The organism is Streptomyces xanthii (genome assembly GCF_014621695.1).
Lineage (GTDB): Bacteria > Actinomycetota > Actinomycetes > Streptomycetales > Streptomycetaceae > Streptomyces > Streptomyces xanthii.
Genome location: NZ_CP061281.1, coordinates 626,285 through 642,187, shown reverse-complemented (window position 1 = coordinate 642,187; position 15,903 = coordinate 626,285). Strand labels below are relative to the sequence as shown.

17 protein-coding genes are annotated in these 15,903 nt (G+C 72.7%); 9 read left to right on the top strand and 8 right to left on the bottom strand.

Going from position 1 to position 15,903, the window contains the following annotated elements; all coding sequences use genetic code 11:
- The first annotated feature begins 76 nt into the window (after window positions 1–76).
- Both IAG42_RS03095 and IAG42_RS03090 read left to right on the top strand, forming a co-directional pair.
- Window positions 77–265 carry a DUF6381 family protein gene (locus IAG42_RS03095; protein ID WP_188335462.1) on the top strand — a complete coding sequence of 63 codons (189 nt, stop codon included), beginning with the start codon at window positions 77–79 and terminating at the stop codon, window positions 263–265.
- Window positions 266–482: 217 nt separating this feature from the next.
- Window positions 483–1,847 (top strand): cation:dicarboxylate symporter family transporter, encoded by a 1,365-nt coding sequence (locus IAG42_RS03090; protein ID WP_188335461.1) that lies wholly within the window; start codon window positions 483–485, stop codon window positions 1,845–1,847.
- Window positions 1,848–1,856: 9 nt separating this feature from the next.
- On the opposite strand, the gene IAG42_RS03085 is transcribed toward IAG42_RS03090, so the two are convergent.
- A complete protein-coding gene (locus IAG42_RS03085) occupies window positions 1,857–2,234 on the bottom strand; it encodes a winged helix-turn-helix transcriptional regulator (protein ID WP_188335460.1) in 378 nt (125 codons plus the stop codon).
- A 74-nt stretch (window positions 2,235–2,308) separates the two neighbouring features.
- On the opposite strand from IAG42_RS03085, the gene IAG42_RS03080 reads away from it, so the two are divergent.
- The 4 genes from IAG42_RS03080 to rocD are packed head-to-tail and all read left to right on the top strand — an operon-like array spanning window position 2,309 to window position 5,666.
- Window positions 2,309–2,968 carry an NADPH-dependent F420 reductase gene (locus IAG42_RS03080; RefSeq protein ID WP_188335459.1) on the top strand — a complete coding sequence of 220 codons (660 nt, stop codon included), beginning with the start codon at window positions 2,309–2,311 and terminating at the stop codon, window positions 2,966–2,968.
- A gap of 20 nt (window positions 2,969–2,988) precedes the next feature.
- The gene (locus IAG42_RS03075; RefSeq protein WP_188335458.1) at window positions 2,989–3,516 is read left to right on the top strand and encodes an Lrp/AsnC family transcriptional regulator; all 528 of its coding nucleotides are present in this window, start codon (window positions 2,989–2,991) and stop codon (window positions 3,514–3,516) included.
- A gap of 42 nt (window positions 3,517–3,558) precedes the next feature.
- Entirely contained in the window at window positions 3,559–4,446 is an 888-nt protein-coding gene (gene ddaH, locus IAG42_RS03070) for a dimethylargininase (RefSeq protein WP_188335457.1), read from the top strand.
- A complete protein-coding gene (gene rocD / locus IAG42_RS03065) occupies window positions 4,443–5,666 on the top strand; it encodes an ornithine--oxo-acid transaminase (protein WP_188335456.1) in 1,224 nt (407 codons plus the stop codon). Before ddaH ends, rocD begins: the two co-directional genes overlap by 4 nt.
- 269 nt (window positions 5,667–5,935) lie before the next feature.
- On the opposite strand, the gene IAG42_RS03060 is transcribed toward rocD, so the two are convergent.
- Window positions 5,936–7,198, bottom strand: coding sequence for a hypothetical protein (locus IAG42_RS03060; protein ID WP_188335455.1), 1,263 nt, complete (start codon window positions 7,196–7,198; stop codon window positions 5,936–5,938).
- 66 nt (window positions 7,199–7,264) lie between these two features.
- The gene (locus IAG42_RS03055) at window positions 7,265–8,251 is read right to left on the bottom strand and encodes a helix-turn-helix transcriptional regulator (RefSeq protein ID WP_188335454.1); all 987 of its coding nucleotides are present in this window, start codon (window positions 8,249–8,251) and stop codon (window positions 7,265–7,267) included.
- Window positions 8,252–8,342: 91 nt separating this feature from the next.
- Here IAG42_RS03055 and IAG42_RS03050 point away from each other — a divergent pair, with 91 nt between their 5' ends.
- Window positions 8,343–8,717, top strand: coding sequence for a VOC family protein (locus IAG42_RS03050; RefSeq protein ID WP_188335453.1), 375 nt, complete (start codon window positions 8,343–8,345; stop codon window positions 8,715–8,717).
- 5 nt (window positions 8,718–8,722) lie between these two features.
- On the opposite strand, the gene IAG42_RS03045 is transcribed toward IAG42_RS03050, so the two are convergent.
- Window positions 8,723–9,556, bottom strand: coding sequence for a PIG-L family deacetylase (locus tag IAG42_RS03045; RefSeq protein WP_188335452.1), 834 nt, complete (start codon window positions 9,554–9,556; stop codon window positions 8,723–8,725).
- A gap of 21 nt (window positions 9,557–9,577) precedes the next feature.
- On the opposite strand from IAG42_RS03045, the gene IAG42_RS03040 reads away from it, so the two are divergent.
- Together IAG42_RS03040 and IAG42_RS03035 are read left to right on the top strand one after the other, a co-directional pair.
- Window positions 9,578–9,799 (top strand): ATP-binding protein, encoded by a 222-nt coding sequence (locus tag IAG42_RS03040; RefSeq protein ID WP_188335451.1) that lies wholly within the window; start codon window positions 9,578–9,580, stop codon window positions 9,797–9,799.
- Between the two features lie 95 nt (window positions 9,800–9,894).
- Entirely contained in the window at window positions 9,895–11,211 is a 1,317-nt protein-coding gene (locus tag IAG42_RS03035) for an NAD(P)/FAD-dependent oxidoreductase (protein WP_223205832.1), read from the top strand.
- Window positions 11,212–11,248: 37 nt separating this feature from the next.
- On the opposite strand, the gene purU is transcribed toward IAG42_RS03035, so the two are convergent.
- From purU to IAG42_RS38540, 4 genes are read right to left on the bottom strand one after another with little or no spacing between them, the layout of a single operon-like run.
- Window positions 11,249–12,100 carry a formyltetrahydrofolate deformylase gene (gene purU, locus IAG42_RS03030; protein WP_188335449.1) on the bottom strand — a complete coding sequence of 284 codons (852 nt, stop codon included), beginning with the start codon at window positions 12,098–12,100 and terminating at the stop codon, window positions 11,249–11,251.
- Window positions 12,101–12,107: 7 nt separating this feature from the next.
- A complete protein-coding gene (locus tag IAG42_RS03025; protein WP_188335448.1) occupies window positions 12,108–12,734 on the bottom strand; it encodes a sarcosine oxidase subunit gamma in 627 nt (208 codons plus the stop codon).
- Window positions 12,724–15,585, bottom strand: coding sequence for a 2Fe-2S iron-sulfur cluster-binding protein (locus tag IAG42_RS03020; protein ID WP_188335447.1), 2,862 nt, complete (start codon window positions 15,583–15,585; stop codon window positions 12,724–12,726). Before IAG42_RS03020 ends, IAG42_RS03025 begins: the two co-directional genes overlap by 11 nt.
- Window positions 15,582–15,890, bottom strand: a complete 309-nt coding sequence (locus tag IAG42_RS38540; RefSeq protein ID WP_188335446.1) for a sarcosine oxidase subunit delta — start codon at window positions 15,888–15,890, stop codon at window positions 15,582–15,584. The genes IAG42_RS03020 and IAG42_RS38540 overlap by 4 nt, the downstream gene beginning before the upstream one ends.
- Between the last annotated feature and the right edge of the window lie 13 nt (window positions 15,891–15,903).

Genomic DNA, 15,903 nt, shown 5'->3' with positions numbered 1-15,903 from the left:
GGGCGCGGCGGTCCGCGGCACGCGTATCCGCGCGCCGCCGGGGCAGACGGGCCTCTACCGACGATGCGAGGTCGACATGAGTTCTGAGGAAATCCACGAGCGCCTCCAGCACATGCGGGAGAAGGCCGAGAAGCTCCACGAATCGGCGGAACGGGCCGGCGACCCCAAGGAGCGGGAGCGCCTGGAGGAGAAGTCCCGCAAGCTCCGCTCCCGCACCGAGCAGGAGAGCGCGATGCGCAGCGGGGACATCTACCCCATGGAATGAACTCCGCACCCTGGCGCCCCGTCCGGAGGGAATCCTGCGGGCGGGGCGCGTGCGTGTCGCTCGACGCCTCAGATGACCCGACGACTGGAGCAAGGGCCAAAATTCACTCAGCGTCCGGTGACCTCTTCCCTGCGTGACGGTTACACCGACATAGTTGCGGCCGAGCGGAATTCGTATTCCGTACTTCGGAAGTTCTTGCGCATCTGGAGAGTCGCACATGTCGAACACCGGTCCGTCCCCGGCCCGACGTATCGCGCGTTTCCTGCGGAAGTCACTGTTCGCCCAGGTCGCCGGAGCCCTTGTGCTCGGTGTCCTGGTCGGGCGACTGTGGCCGCACGCGGGCACCGCTGTCCAACCCCTCGGCGACGGCTTCGTCCGTCTGATCAAGGCGATGATCTCGCCGCTCGTCTTCTGTGTGGTCGTCGCGGGCATCACCAAGGCCGGAGACCTGAAGGCCTTCGGCCGCATCGGTCTCAAGGCCCTTCTCTGGTTCGAGGCGGCCACGACGATCGCCCTCGTCGTCGGCCTGGTCGCCGGCAATGTCTTCCGCCCCGGCGCGGGCATGAACGTCGACCCGTCCACGCTCGACGCCTCCGCCGTCGACGACAAGACGGGCGGCGGATCCCTTCCGTCCACCAGCGAGTTCATCCTGCACTCGCTGCCCGACAGCGCCATCGGCGCCTTCGCCGAGAACTCGCTGCTGCAAGTACTGGTCCTTGCCTGCCTGGTCGGCGCGGCGCTCCTCCACCTGGGCAGCACCCGGGTCCCCGCGATCCTCCCGGCCATCGAACAGGCCCAGGACGTCGTCTTCGCGATCGTCGGCTTCATCATGAAGCTCGCCCCGCTCGCCGTGTTCGGCGCGACCGCCCACCTGGTCGGCGAGTACGGCATCAGCGCGATGACGACCTACGGGAAGCTCATCGCCGTCTGCTACGGCGTCGCCCTCGCCTTCCTGATCTTCCTCGGTGTCGCGCTGAAGGCCCTCACCGGCGTCAGCCTCTGGAAGTTCGTCCGCTACACCCGCGAGGAGATGCTGCTCGCGCTCGGCACCGCCTCCAGCGAATCCGTCATGCCGCGCATGATGCAGAAGCTGCGCCAGGCCGGCTGCCGCGAGGACGCCGTGGGGCTCGTCCTGCCGACCGGCTACTCCTTCAACCTCGACGGCGCCTCCATCTACCTCTCCGTCGGCACCCTGTTCATCGCCCAGGCCGTCGGCGTCGACCTGACCCTCGGTCAGCAGATCACGGTCGTCCTCGTGTTGATGCTCACGAGCAAGGGCATGGCGGGCGTCCCCGGCTCGGCCTTCCTCGCCCTGTCCGCGACCGCCGCCGCGCTCGGGGTCATCCCGGCCGGAGCCGTGGCCCTGCTCCTCGGCGTCGACCGCATCATGGACTCGATGCGCGTCGCCACGAACCTGCTCGGCAACTGCGTCGCCGTCTTCGTGGTGTCGAAGTGGGAGGGCGTCTTCGACAAGGTCCGCATGACGAAGGTGCTCGGCGGCGAGATCCCGTTCGTCCCCGAGGAGGAGCGGGTCGGCGCCACGACGCAGCAGCCCGCCGACCCGAAGCAGATCTCGGGCTGACCGCTCCGCTCACGTGCGCGGGTCCGTCGCCGACGGGTCCGCGCACGCCGCTTCCTGAGCGGCCATCACCTCGTCCCCGTGCGCGAAGGCCCACGCCCCGAAAGCGTCGATCGGAGCGAGCAGGGTCCGGCCCAGATCGGTGAGCCGGTACTCGACCCCGGGCGGCGCGCCGGGCAGCACCTCCCGCTCGACCAGCCCGTTGAACTGCAGCCGGCGCAGCGTCTCCGTGAGCACCTTGGAGCTGATGCCGCCGATCCGCTCGCGCAGTTCGACCGGCCGCACCGGCCCGTCCCGCAGCGCCCAGATCAGCACCGCGTTCCAGGTGTTGGAGAGCAGGTCGAAGGCGAGGCGGGCCCGGCAGTCGGCGAGGAAGGCGTCGGTCGTCACGTACCAAATGGTGCCTGAGCCGGCTCCTAGCGTCGGGGTGAACGTTCGAAGCGGCACGCGACAAGGAGCACATGATGAGAATCGGCGTACTGGGCACGGGCAACATGGCCGACGCGCTCGCCGGCCACTGGGTACGGGCCGGACACGAGGTGACCATCGGCGGACGGGACCCGCGCAAGGCCGAGCGTCTCGCCGCACGCGTCGGAGGCGGCGCGAAGCCGGCGGGCCTGCGCGAGGCCGCCGCATCCGGCGAGGACGTGGTGCTCGCCGCGCTCCCCTTCGGCGCGGGAGCCGACGTCGTACGGGACCTGCGCGCGTCCCTGGACGGCAGGACCCTGCTCGACTGCTCCAACCCGATCGGCCCCGGCTTCCGCCTGCTGACCGACGGAGCCCCGTCGGCCGCACGGCAACTCGCCGCGGCGGCCCCCGGAGCCCACGTCGTCAAGGCGTTCAACCTCTGCCACGAGGACGTCTGGCGCATGCGGCCACCGGTCTTCGACGGGCGTCCGCTGTCCGTCCCCGTCTGCGGTGACGACGACACGGCCGTGGCCCGCGTACGGCAACTGGTGCGCGACACGGGCTGCACCCCCGTCTCCGCGGGCGGCCTCGACCAGGCGGGACTCCTGGAATCGACCGCCGCCCTGTTCATCACCCTGTGGGTCGGCGAGGGCGCGGACGCCCAGGCGATCGCACCCCCGCAGGCGTACGCGACCGGGCCCGCGCCGCGCGGCTGAGCGCTGGGTACCGTACCCGCATGAACAGCAAGCACGTGGCGTTCGACGAGCTCGACCGGAAGATCGTCGCGGCGCTCATCGCGAACGCCAGGACGAGTTTCGCGGAGATCGGCGCGGCCATCGGTCTGTCCGCCACGGCCGTCAAACGGCGGGCCGACCGGCTGCGCGAGAACGACGTCATCACCGGATACACCGCGACGGTCCGGCCCGCCGCGCTCGGCTGGAGCACCGAGGCGTTCGTCGAGGTCTACTGCGACGGCGCGGCCCCGCCCCGGCGCCTCGCGGAGGTGGTCCGCAACCACCCCGAGATCACCTCCGCCATGACCGTGACCGGGGGCGCCGACGCGCTGCTGCACGTCCGGGCCACGGACGTGGGGCACTTCGAGGAGGTCCTCGAACGCATCAGGGCCGAGCCGTTCATCCGGAAGACGATCAGCTACATGGTCCTCTCCCACCTGCTGCCGGACAGCGCGGAGGCCGGGGCCCGGGACGCGGCCCCCGACCTGACCCCCGAACCCGTCCTCGGCGACGCAGCAAACCAGCGCTGAGCACGGGAAACACGCAGCATTCCTGCGGGGGCGCGCATTCAAATGTCCTTGTCGGGCGTGACCACCGCTTTCTACCTTGGGAGGACACCCCGGTCGTCGTCCCGCAGGAAGCGGAGGTACCCGTCTGTGCCCAGGCGCTATCTGGTGTGCGAACCCAGATACTTCGACGTTCGCTACGCCATCAACCCGTGGATGCGTGAGGACGCGCCGGTCGACACCGCGCTCGCCCTCGCGCAGTGGCAGAACCTGATCGCGGCGTACCGCGCCCACGGCCACACCGTCGAGACGGTGCAGCCGGTCCCGGGCCTGCCTGACATGGTGTTCGCCGCGAACTCCGCGCTCGTCGTCGGCGGCCGTGTCCTCGGCTCGAACTTCCACGCCGAGCAGCGGCGCCCGGAGTCCGCTGAGTACGAGACCTGGTTCAAGTCCGCCGGCTTCGACGTCCAGCGCCCCGAGTCGGTCTGCGAGGGCGAGGGCGACCTCGTCCCCGTGGGCCGCTACGTCCTCGCGGGCACCGGCTTCCGCACGACACGGGAAGCGCACGCCGAGGCGCAGGAGTTCTTCGGGGTCCCGTTCATCGGCCTGCGCCTGGTGGACCCGTACTTCTACCACCTGGACACCGCCCTGTTCGCCCTGAACGACCGCGAGGGCGACGGGAACATCGCGTACTACCCGGAGGCCTTCTCCGCCGGCAGCCGCGAGGTGCTCGCGCACCTGTTCCCCGACGCCATCCTCGCCACCCGCGACGACGCCATGGCCTTCGGCCTGAACTCGGTCTCCGACGGCCGCCACGTCTTCGTCGCCCCGCAGGCGACCGGCCTCGTCGACCGGCTCGCCGAGCGCGGTTACGTCCCCGTCCCCGTCGACCTGTCGGAGTTCCACAAGGCCGGCGGCGGCATCAAGTGCTGCACCCAGGAGATCCGTTCATGACCCTCGCCCCCGTCCAGGCCGCGCGTTCGTCCGCCGAGCTGATCAGCGCCGAGACGCCCGTGCTCGCGCACAACTACCACCCGCTGCCCGTGGTCGTCGCCCGCGCCGAGGGCACCTGGGTCGAGGACGTCGAGGGCCGCCGCTACCTCGACCTGCTCGCCGGGTACTCGGCCCTCAACTTCGGCCACCGCCACCCCGACCTGATCGACGCCGCCCACCGCCAGCTCGACCAGCTCACCCTGACCTCCCGCGCCTTCCACAACGACCGCCTCGCCGGCTTCGCCGAGGGCCTCGCGCGGCTCACCGGCCTCGACATGGTGCTCCCGATGAACACGGGCGCCGAGGCCGTCGAGAGCGCCGTCAAGGTCGCCCGCAAGTGGGCCTACGAGGTCAAGGGCGTCCCGGCGGACCGGGCGACGATCGTCGTGGCCGACGGCAACTTCCACGGCCGCACGACCACCATCGTCAGCTTCTCCACCGACGAGTCGGCCCGCGCCGGGTTCGGCCCCTTCACGCCCGGCTTCCGCGTCGTCCCGTACAACGACCTCGCGGCCCTCGAAGCGGCGATCGACGAGACGACCGCCGCCGTCCTCCTCGAACCCATCCAGGGCGAGGCCGGCGTCGTCATCCCCGACGACGGCTACCTCACCGGCGTACGGGACCTGACCCGGCGGGCCGGCTGCCTGTTCATCGCCGACGAGATCCAGTCGGGGCTCGGCCGCACCGGCCGCACCCTCGCCGTCGACCACGAGGGCGTGCGCCCCGACATGCTGCTCCTCGGCAAGGCACTGGGCGGCGGCATCGTGCCCGTCTCGGCGGTCGTCGCCGGGCGGGACGTCCTCGGGGTGCTGCGGCCCGGCGAGCACGGCTCGACCTTCGGCGGGAACCCGCTGTCCGCCGCCGTCGGCTCCGCCGTCGTCGACCTGCTGGCCACCGGTGAGTTCCAGCGCCGCGCCACCGACCTGGGCGAGGTGCTGCGCAGCGGCCTCGAAGCCCTGACCGGCAAGGGCGTCACGGGCTTCCGGGCGCGCGGACTGTGGGCGGGCGTCGACATCGACCCGGCCCTCGGCACGGGCCGCCACGTCAGCGAACTCCTCATGGCGGAGGGCGTGCTGGTCAAGGACACGCACGGCTCGACCATCCGCATCGCCCCGCCGCTGACCATCACGCGCGAGGAACTGGAATCGGCGCTGGACGCGCTGGGACGGGTGCTCGGCTAGGGCGTGCCGCGCCGCCCGGTGACCTGTGGATTCGGCTCTCCCGGCGTGGGGGCTGGTCGCCCAGTTCCCCGCGCCCCTGAGGGCGTGCGCTGCGCGCGGCCTCTTCGGTGGTCCGGCGGGTGGTCCGTGGATTCGGCTCTCCCGCCGTGGGGGCTGGTCGCGCAGTTCCCCGCGCCCCTGAAGGCATGCGCTGCGCGCAGCTTCAGGGGCGCGGGGTGAATCCGCGCGGCGCCGCGCTACATCCAGCCCTCCGCGCGAACTCCGCTCGCTCAGGCCTCTTCGCCGCTGTCCCGCTCGGTGCCGCCCCCGCGGCGCCGCAGCGCTCGTTCGGTGATTCCGGTGGAGAGCCGGCCGGTCGCGGAGCGGGCCCGGCCGAGGGTCTCCGTGCCCAGGCGCCGGGCGGCGTCCACGTTCTCGGCGCCCCTCTCCAGCGCCCTGTCCCGCACCTCCGCGGCCGCCTCCTTCCAGCGCCGCGCCTCCAGCGACTCCCGGTCGCGCTCGATCCCGAGCCGCCCGTGGAAGTCGACGACCGCGCCCTCGACCTCGTTGCGGGCCTGCACCACGTCCCGTGACGTGGTCGGGTGCAGCAGCACCTTCGCGTTGGCCGTGCCGGCCGCCGCGTGCATCCGGGCCATCAGCCGCTCGGTGCTCCGCGAGATGAGCTCCATCCGGTTCCGCCGGGCCGTACGGACCCCGAGCCGGTGCCGGTCCAGCTCCTGCGGGGCCGTGTCCAGGACCCGGTCGAGTTCGAGCACGGCCAGCGCGTCCTGGAGCCGGAAACAGTGCGCCAGCACCGCGAGCCACTCGCGGACCCGGGGCTCGACCTCCTTGGACGCCTTCGCCAGGTCGCCGACCTTGGACGTGCGCTCCAGCTTCTCCGCGAGCGCGTCGAGCCGGCGCAACGCGTACACCTGGGTCTGCGCGATCGTCGCCGCCGTGCCCTGCACCTTCGACCAGGTGACCTCGGAGACCCGCTCCACCTGCTCCCGGATCGCCATGGCCTCCTCGATCACGAGGTCCACGCCGCCCATGCCCGCGACCGCCGCGTCGTCCTGCGCGCGGAGCACGTCGTCGACCTTCTCGTCGATCGTGGCGAGATAGTCGCTGATCTCGTCCATGGCCGTCTGCATCGCCAACTGCGCCATGAGCGCGGCCGCGTTGGCGAGCCGCGCCGGGTTCGCCCGCAGCGGCCCCACGCCGCCCTTCGCGAACTCGACGAACCCCTTGATCCGCCCGCCGTCCCCCTTCAGCACGCCCGTCTTCAGCCCCGACGCGGCGTTCTCGCGCAGCCCGTACTTCTCGATGGCCTGCGCGGACTCCTTCGTCAGCTTCACCCAGCGCCCCGAGCCGGCCGCCATGTCGGAACCGGCCTGCGCGATCCCGGCCGCGCTCCCGAGCGCCTCGCCGAGCCGACGCCGCCCGAGTTCCCTCGACGGCAGCCCCTCGGCGACGAGGAAACGCTCCACCGCGCCCGGCTCCCCGATGACCGCGAGCCCCTCGCCGTCACTGATCAGCTGAACCTCACCGTGCATGTACGCCCCCTCGCGCAACTCTCCCCGCCCGCGGTGACGGTACCGCGCCGCGGGAGCCGCTCGCGGTCAGACCCGGCGGGCGGAGGCCGCGAGACGGTGCGCCAGGGCGACGACCGCCTCCCGCAGTTCCTCGGGCCGCTCGACGGCGAACGGTCGGTCCAGGGTGGCCAGGACGCCGGGGAGCCAGTCGAGCCGCTCGACGTGGACCTCGACACGGAACCACCGCTCGGCTCCGTCCGCCTCGGCCCGGTCGTACTCCTCCACGTGCGCGACGCTGACAGGGAGGCGCGCGCGGATCTGCTCCTCCGTGCCGTGGATCCGCAGGACCACCTCGTGCTCGTACGCGGCCGAGGCGAAGCCCGACAGGACGCGCCGGGCCGGGTCCGGTCCGTCCGGCGGCGGTGCGAACGAGCCGGGGAGGACCCGGGGGTCAGTGATGCGGTCGAGCCGGAAGGTGCGGTCCTCGCCGAGACCCTCGTCCTTGCCGGTGACGTACCAGCGCCCCGCGTGGGCGACGATCCCGTAGGCGTGCAGGGTCCGTTCGGTGCGCCGGTCCGCGCGGTCGGTGTAGCGGATCGACAGCGGGCGGCGGTGGCGCACGGCGTCCGCGACGGACAGCAGGACCGCGGCGTCCGGAGTGTCGGGCTCCCCGGGCCGCTCCGTGAAATGCAGCGCGTCCGCCAGCGCGTCCAGGCGGGCGGCGAGATGGCGGGGCAGCACGCGCCGGATCTTCGCCGACGCCGTCTCGTTCGCCGTGCGCTGCGCCGCCGTGAGCGCCGACCGGCGTCCGGCGAGCAGGCCGAGCAGCACGGCCAGCGCCTCGTCGTCCCCGAACATGAGGGGCGGCAGCCGGTAGCCGGGGGAGAGCCGGTACCCGCCGTAGCGGCCGCGCACCGACTCCACGGGCACGTCCAGGTCGAGCAACTGGTCGACGTAGCGCCGCACGGTGCGCCCTTCGACGCCGAGCCGCTCGGCGAGCTCGGCCACGGTGCGCGTGCCGCCCGACTGCAACAGCTCCAGCAGGGTCAGCACGCGGCCGGTGGGTCGGGACATGGCCCCAAGCTAGCGCGAATAGAGGACCGATTCTGTCCCCTATCCCGCCTAGCCTGCGATGCGTCCCGCCCTCACGGCCCAGGAGATACCCATGGACTTCGTCTCGATCCGCATCATCACCGGCGACGTGGCACGCCTCGTCGCCTTCTACGAACGGGCCACAGGAGTGGAGGCGACCTGGGCCACGGAGGACTTCGCCGAGCTCAGGACCGGCGGGGCCACCCTCGCGATCGCCGGCACCCGCACCGTCCCGCTGTTCGCCCCGGGCTCCGCGCGCCCGGCGGCGAACGAGAGCGTGATCACCGAATTCCGCGTGGACGACGTGGACCGCGTCCACCAGAACCTGACCGGATGCGTCACCGACTTCGTGACCGAGCCCACGACCATGCCCTGGGGCAACCGGTCACTCCTGTTCCGCGACCCCGACGGCAACCTCGTCAACTTCTTCACGCCGCCCGCGGGTTGAGCGGTTCAGCGCAGCCCGGCGAACAGGTCGTCCTCGCGCTCGCCCGCGACGCGGCCGTCGTCGACCCGTACGAAGGTCTCCACGCCCATCAGCTCTCCGAACCTCTCCTTGCCCATCCGGAGGAAGAAGATGTTCTCGCCCTGACTGGCGTGCGCGGCCAGCGCGTCGAACTTCTGGCCGCTGAACGCGGTGGTGTCCACCCACGTGGTGATCTCGTCGTCCGGCAGACCGATTTCGGCCATCGCGGCGGCCTCGGCGGGGTCCGGCTCCGGCATGTCCTCGTGGAACTCGCGCATGATCTCCCCGAACCGGCCCATCATCGAGCGGGGCGCGGTCGTCCAGTACACCTTCGGCGACAGGTCGGTCAGTTCGAGCGCCGCCATCGTGATGCGGTGGGCCTGGATGTGGTCGGGGTGCCCGTAGAAGCCGTTCTCGTCGTACGTGACGACGACGTCGGGCCGGTAGGCGCGCATGAGCTCCGCGAGCCGGGCGGCGCCCACCTCGACGGGGGTCCTCCAGAAGGAGTCGGGGGTGTCGTTGCTGGGCCAGCCCATCATCCCGGAGTCGGCGTAGTCCAGCGTCTCCAGGTCGCTGACCTTCAGAACGTCACAGCTGGCCCGGAGCTCCTCACGGCGCATCCGGGCGACGGCGGCCGGATCGTGCCCGGGATCGCCCGGCTTGACGCCTCCGGGTCCGTCGCCGCAGGCGCCGTCGGTACACGTCACCAGCACCGTGCGGATGCCCTCCGCCGCGTACCGCGCGAGAACCCCTCCGGTCCCGGTGGCCTCGTCGTCGGGGTGGGCGTGCACGGCCATGAACGTCAGGGGCCGGTCAGTCATGAGAAGTCCTCCAGCGGAAACATGTGGTCGTCCAAGTGGTGGCAACAGTGTCGGCCGTCCGGCCTGTTCCCCGCACGCAGGCTCGACCCCGCAGATCCGCCCGGCTCGGGCAAGACCACGTACGCGAGGGAGCCGAGCGCCGATTCCGTCACCGTCGACGAGGCGCTGTTCCGCAGCTACCTGGCCAAGTTCGAGGAACCGAGCGGCGAGGGCGAGGAGTTGGTCGTGCGGACCCCTTTCTGACCAGTAGGCTCGTTCCGCAACACGACGCGAAGGGGAGCTGGGTGGCGCGGGTTGCGGTGACAGGCGGCGGGATCAGTGGGCTGGGTACGGCCCTCATGCTGGGGCGGCGGGGCCATCCGGTCACGGTGTTCGAGCAGGACGCACGGCAGGCCGGGGACGACCCGGACGAGGACTTCTTCCACTGGGACCGGCCCCGCGTCCCGCAGGCCGATCAGCCCCACTCCCTGCTCGCCCCCGTACGCACCGTGCTGCGGGCCGAGGCCCCGGACGTGTACGCGGACCTGCTGGCGCGCGGGGCCCGGGAGTACCACGACTTCGACTGGTTCGACGAGCATCCCCCGCGCCGCGAAGGCGACGAGGACCTGATCACCCTGCGCACCCGCCGCATCGTGCTGGAGGCCGCGCTGGCGGCGGCCGTGCGCCGGGAGCCCGGCGTCGAGGTCCGGCAGGGCGGCCGGGTCGACGGCCTCGTGTTCCGCGAAGGCAGTCCGCCCCGGGTCACGGGCGTGCGGGTGGGCGCCGAGACCCACGCGGCGGACCTCGTGGTCGACGCGTCCGGGCGCCGCTCACCGGTGCCCGGGTGGCTGACCGGGGCCGGCTGCCGCCCGCCCGTGGTCGAGAGCCACCGCGCCGGGATCGCGTACCTGTGCCGCTGGTACAGCCTGCGCGCCGACGGCCCCGGCGACCCGGGGCGGGTGAAGACCGGCTCGGCCGCGCCGTTCGCCCTGGGCGGCGTCTTCCCTTCCGACAACGGCACGTTCGCGGCGAGCCTCGTGCTCTCCACGAGCGACCCCAGCCGCGCCGCGCTCACCGACCCCGCCGTGTTCGAGGCCGTCGCCCGGCGGTTCCCGGCGATCGCCGCCTGGCTGGACCTGGAACCCGAACCGCGCTCGGCCGTCCTGCCCATGGCGGGCCTGGACAACCGCTGGACCGCCCTCGCCGACGGGGACGGGCCAGTGGTCACGGGCCTGGTCAACGTCGGGGACAGCCTGATCCACACCAATCCCACCTTCGGGCACGGCGTGGCCCTCGGCCTGCGCGCGGCCCAGCACCTCGCCGCCCACGCCGACGAGATCGCCGCGGACCCCACCGGCTACCACGCGTGGGCGACCGAGACCCTGCGCCCCTGGTTCGACACACAGGTGAAGTCGGACCGCAACGACGAGGAACGCCTCGCCGTGGCCGCGCCGCCCCCGGACCGGCGGGCCGCCGCCCGGGGCGCCTGCGCCTTCGACGACCCCGTCGTCATGCGGGCCCGGGCCCAGGTGCGGCACCTCCTGAAGCAGGCCGACGAGGCCTACGGGACCGACGAGGTGGAGCGGCACGTCACCGCCTGGCTGGCGGCCCACCCGGACTTCACCCCGGGCCACGACGGCCCGACCCGCGCCGAGTGGGACGCCCTCGTTCCCTGAGGACGCCGCTCCCGGCGCGGGCGCTGCCGCGCGGACCTCAGTCGAAGACGACCGTGCGGTTGCCGTGGAGCAGGACGCGGCTCTGGCAGTGCCAGTTCACCGCGCGGGCCAGGGCGAGGCGTTCCGCGTCGCGGCCGACCCGTACGAGTTCGTCCGCGCTCTTGCGGTGGTCGACGCGGATCACCTCCTGCTCGATGATCGGGCCCTCGTCCAGGTCGGCGGTCACGTAGTGGGCGGTGGCGCCGACCAGTTTGACGCCGCGCCGGTGGGCCTGGTGGTACGGCTTGGCACCGGCGAAGCTCGGCAGGAACGAGTGGTGGATGTTGATGGCCCGCCCCTCCAGGGCCTTGCACAGCTCGTCGGAGAGGATCTGCATGTAGCGGGCCAGGACGACGAGGTCGACGGCGTGCTCCTCGACCAGGCGCAGCAGCCGCTCCTCGGCCTCGGGCTTGGTGTCACGGGTGACGGGGACGTGCACGAAGGGGATCCCGGCCTGCTCCACCTGGGCGCGCAGGTCCGGATGGTTGGAGACGACGAGGGCGATGTCGCCGTCGAGGGTTCCGCTGCGCCAGCGGTACAGCAGGTCGGCGAGGCAGTGGTCGAACTTCGACACCATGACCAGCAGCCGCGGCGCGGCGCCGGCGTCCCGTAGCCGCCACTCCATCGCGTACGCCTCGGCGGTGGCGGCGAAGCCCTCCTGGAGGTCGTCGAGCGTGGCCCCGTCGGGGGCGGTGAAACCGGTGCGCAGGAAGACGACTCCGTGGTCGCTGTCGTCGAACTGCTGGTGCTCGGTGATGTCACAGCCCCGGCCGGCGAGGAACGCCGTGACGGCGTGCACGATGCCGGGACGCTCGGGGCAGTTCAGGGTCAGGATGAAGGGCTGGGGCACGGCCGGCTCACCTCTCCTCGGCGTACGCGACGGGCTCGGTGTCCTCCTGGTACTCGGCGCACGCGTCGGTCAGCCACGCGGCGAGGTACCCGGCGAAGGAGGACCGGACGAGCAGCCGGACCTCGCGCGGCCCCGCCGGACCCTGCTCGCGCACCACGAGCGTGACCCCGGCCTGCGCGAGGAGCGTGGTGTGACAGGAGCCCTCGGGTGCGCTGCGCGGGGCGAGGTCCAGGGCGCAGCCGTGCGCCAGGACATCGGGGAGCAGCGCGCCGGACAGGCTCAGCACGGTGCGCTGCGCGGAGGTGTCGGTGACCGTGGCGAACGCGTCGCCGACCGCGGCCCGCAGCCCCGCCACCAGTTCCCCGGCACGGTCGGGGTCCGCCACGAGCAGCCACTCGTCGGGGCCGAGCCACAGCGCCTCGACACCGGCGCCGAGCCGCGCCGTGTTCGGGCCCGGCAGCGTGTACCCGAGGTACCGCTCCACGGCCCCGGCGGCGGGCGTGCCGGGCTCGGCGCGCAGGGTGAGCTGGGTGAGGAAGGGCAGCTCACGGATGCTCAGCCCCGGCGGCAGGGACGGGTTCCACCCGGCGAGCGGGCTGATGCGGGCAGGGCGTGCTGAGGTGTCAGCCGTCACGGCGGGCCCCTTCCTTGTCGTAGAGCACGGGTTCGGCGACGGTCACCGCGACGGTGCGTCCGTCCAGCGGGACGTAGAGGGTCTCGCCGATGCGCTCGGTGCCGGAGCGCAGCAGCGCGAGGGCGAAGGTGCGCCGGAGGGCGTCGCTGCGGTAGCTGGAGGTGACGTGGCCCAGCATCGGCACCGGCGGTGCGGGCACCGTCTCGGTGGCGATGATCTGCGCGCCCTCGGGGAGCAGGGTGTGCTCGTCGGCCGGCAGCAGCGCGACGAGCTGCTTGCGGTCGGTCCGCCGGTTCTCGGCCCGGTCGAAGGAGCGCTTGCCGACGAAGTCCTTCTTCTTCTTGGAGATCACCCAGTTCATGCCGAGGTCCTGCGGCGTGACGGTGCCGTCGGTGTCCTGCCCGATGATCGGGTACGCCTTCTCGGCGCGCAGCACGTGCATGGTCTCCGTGCCGTACGGGGTGATGCCGAGCGGCTGCCCGGCGTCGTACAGCGCCTGCCAGACCGTCGTGGCGTACCAGGCGGGCACGTTGACCTCGTAGGCGAGTTCGCCGGAGAAGCTGATCCGGCACACCCGTGCCTCGACGCCCGCGACGACCGTGTCGCGCCAGCTCATGAACGGGAACGCCTCGTTGGACACGTCCAGGCCGTCGCCGGCGACGGCGGCGAGGACCTCGCGGGAGCGCGGGCCGACCAGGGGGATCGTGGCCCAGTGCTCGGTCACGGACGTGAGGTGGACGCGCAGCTCGGGCCACTCGGTCTGGAGCCATTCCTCCATCCACTCCAGGACCTTGGCGGCGTTGCCGGTCGTGGTCGTGACGAGGAACTCGCTCTCCGAGACCCGGATCACGGTGCCGTCATCCAGCGCCATGCCGTCGACGCCGCACATCACGCCGTACCGGATCCGGCCGGGCTTCAGGTTGCTCATCATGTTCGTGTAGAGCCGGTCGAGGAGGATCCCGGCGTCCGGCCCCTGCACGCTGATCTTGCCGAGCGTGGAGCCGTCCATCATGGCGACGCCGGTGCGGGCCGCACGGCACTCGCGCAGCACGGCCTCGTCCATGTCCTCGCCCGGGAGCGGGTAGTACCAGGGCCGCTTCCACTGGCCGACGTCCTCGAACAGGGCGCCGTGGTCCACGTGCCAGGCGTGCAGCGCGGTCACCCGGACCGGGTCGAAGAGCTCGCCCCGGTTGCGCCCGGCGAACGCCGCGAACGCGACCGGCTGCACCGGGGGCCGGAAGCTGGTGGGGCCGAGCTCGGCCACGCTCGTGCCGAGGGCCTCGGCGACGATGCCGGACGTGAGGACGCCCGAGGTGCGGCCCTGGTCGTGGGCGGTGCCGATGGTCGTGTAGCGCTTGACGTGCTCGACCGAGCGCAGGCCCGCGCCCGTCGCCCGGAACACGTCGCTGACGAGCGCGTCCCGCTGGAGGTCGACGAACTGCGCGGAGCCGTCCGCGCCTTCCTGCGGGCTCGGCACCCGCCACAACTCCAGTGCGGGGTGCGGCAGTTCGGCCGCCGCCGCGGGTACTCCGACGGGCGGGACGGCGACGCCGAGCGCGTCCAGGGCCGCGGCCGTCGCGGAGATCCCGCCGGCCAGGCACTCGCCGAGCGTCCGCAGACCGTCCGCCGCCCCCGCGGTCCGCACGGTGGACAGGGCGGCGGCGGGCACGAACGTGGAGAGCGCCGTGTCGTAGCGGAGCTTCCCGCGTGCCTGGCTGAACAGCGCCACCGACGGGTTCCAGCCGCCGGAGACGAGCAGTACGTCGCAGTCGATGCCGCGCCGGCGCGCGACCGCCCCGTCCCGTTCGGCCACGTGGACGCGCGAGATCCGCGCGATACCGCTGGTCCCGGTCACGACGTGCCCGGCGTGCACGGGGACGCCGCGCTCGGCGCAGGCGGCCGCGAGCCGCTCGGGCACGGCCGGGCGCGCGTCGATCACGGCCGCCACCTCGACGCCCGCGTCGGACAGGTCGAGCGCGGCGTCGTAGGCGCTGTCGTTGGTGGTGAACACGGTGACCCGGCGGCCGGGGAGGACGCCGTACCGGTGCAGGTAGGTGCGGGCCGCGGAGGCCAGCATGATGCCGGGACGGTCGTTGTCGTCGAAGGCGACGGGGCGCTCGGTGGCGCCGGTCGCGTGTACGACCTGCCGGGCGCGGATCCGCCACACGCGCTGGCGGGCCTTGCCGGCCGGGGCGGCCGCACCCAGGTGGTCGGTGCGCTTCTCCAGGGCCAGCACGAGGTTGTCGTCGTAATGGCCGATCGCGGTGGTGCGGGTCAGGAGCGTCACGTCCGGGTCGGCGGCCAGGCGCGCGGTCGCGGCGTCCACCCACTCCTGGGCCGGTCGGCCGTCGATCGTCTCCCGGGTGCCGAGCAGGCTGCCGCCGAACTCGGGGGCGCTGTCCAGGAGGACGACCCGGACGCCGGTGCCGGTCGCGGCGAGCGCGGCGGCGAGCCCGGCCGGTCCGGCGCCCACGATCAGCAGCTCCGCGTGCAGGTGCTTGGTGTCGTAGCGGGCCGGGTCGGGCGTGGCGGCGAGCCGGCCCTGGCCGCCGAGACCCCGGGCGGCCAGTCCCTCGTACAGCTCGACGGTGGTGGCGGTGAGCATGGGCTCGGGGAACGGCGCCTCGATCTGCACCAGCGCGTTGGGCTCCTCGACGCCGGCGGCCATGATGCCGCGCGGGCGGCCGTACTTGATGCTGGTCGCCACGTGGTGGACGCCGTTGGCCAGGAGCGCGGAGGCGAGCGTGTCGCCCGGGTGCCCGGTGCAGGCCTTGCCGTCGAACGTGAAACGGAGGGTGGTGGAGCGGTCGACGCGGCCGTACGCGGACCCGGTCCGGAACTCGGTGCTCATGCGGTGGCCTCCTGGTCCTCGCGCGGCGTCGCGGCGAGCGGGCTCGGGGAGCCGGTGGCGTACACGTTCAGGAACTCGTAACTCACCGTGTCGCGCACAGCGTTGAACCAGCGGCGGCACCCGGCGGTGTGCGCCCAGCGCTCCGCGAAGGGGCCCTTCGGGTTGTCGCGGAAGAAGACGTACCCGGCCCACTCCTCGTCGTCGAGCGCGAAGGGGTCCTCGGGGTGGGCGACATGGGCCTGGCCGCCGTAGTGGAACTCGGTCTCCTCGCGCGGTCCGCACCAGGGACAGGGGATGAGCTGCATGGCTGTCTCCTCG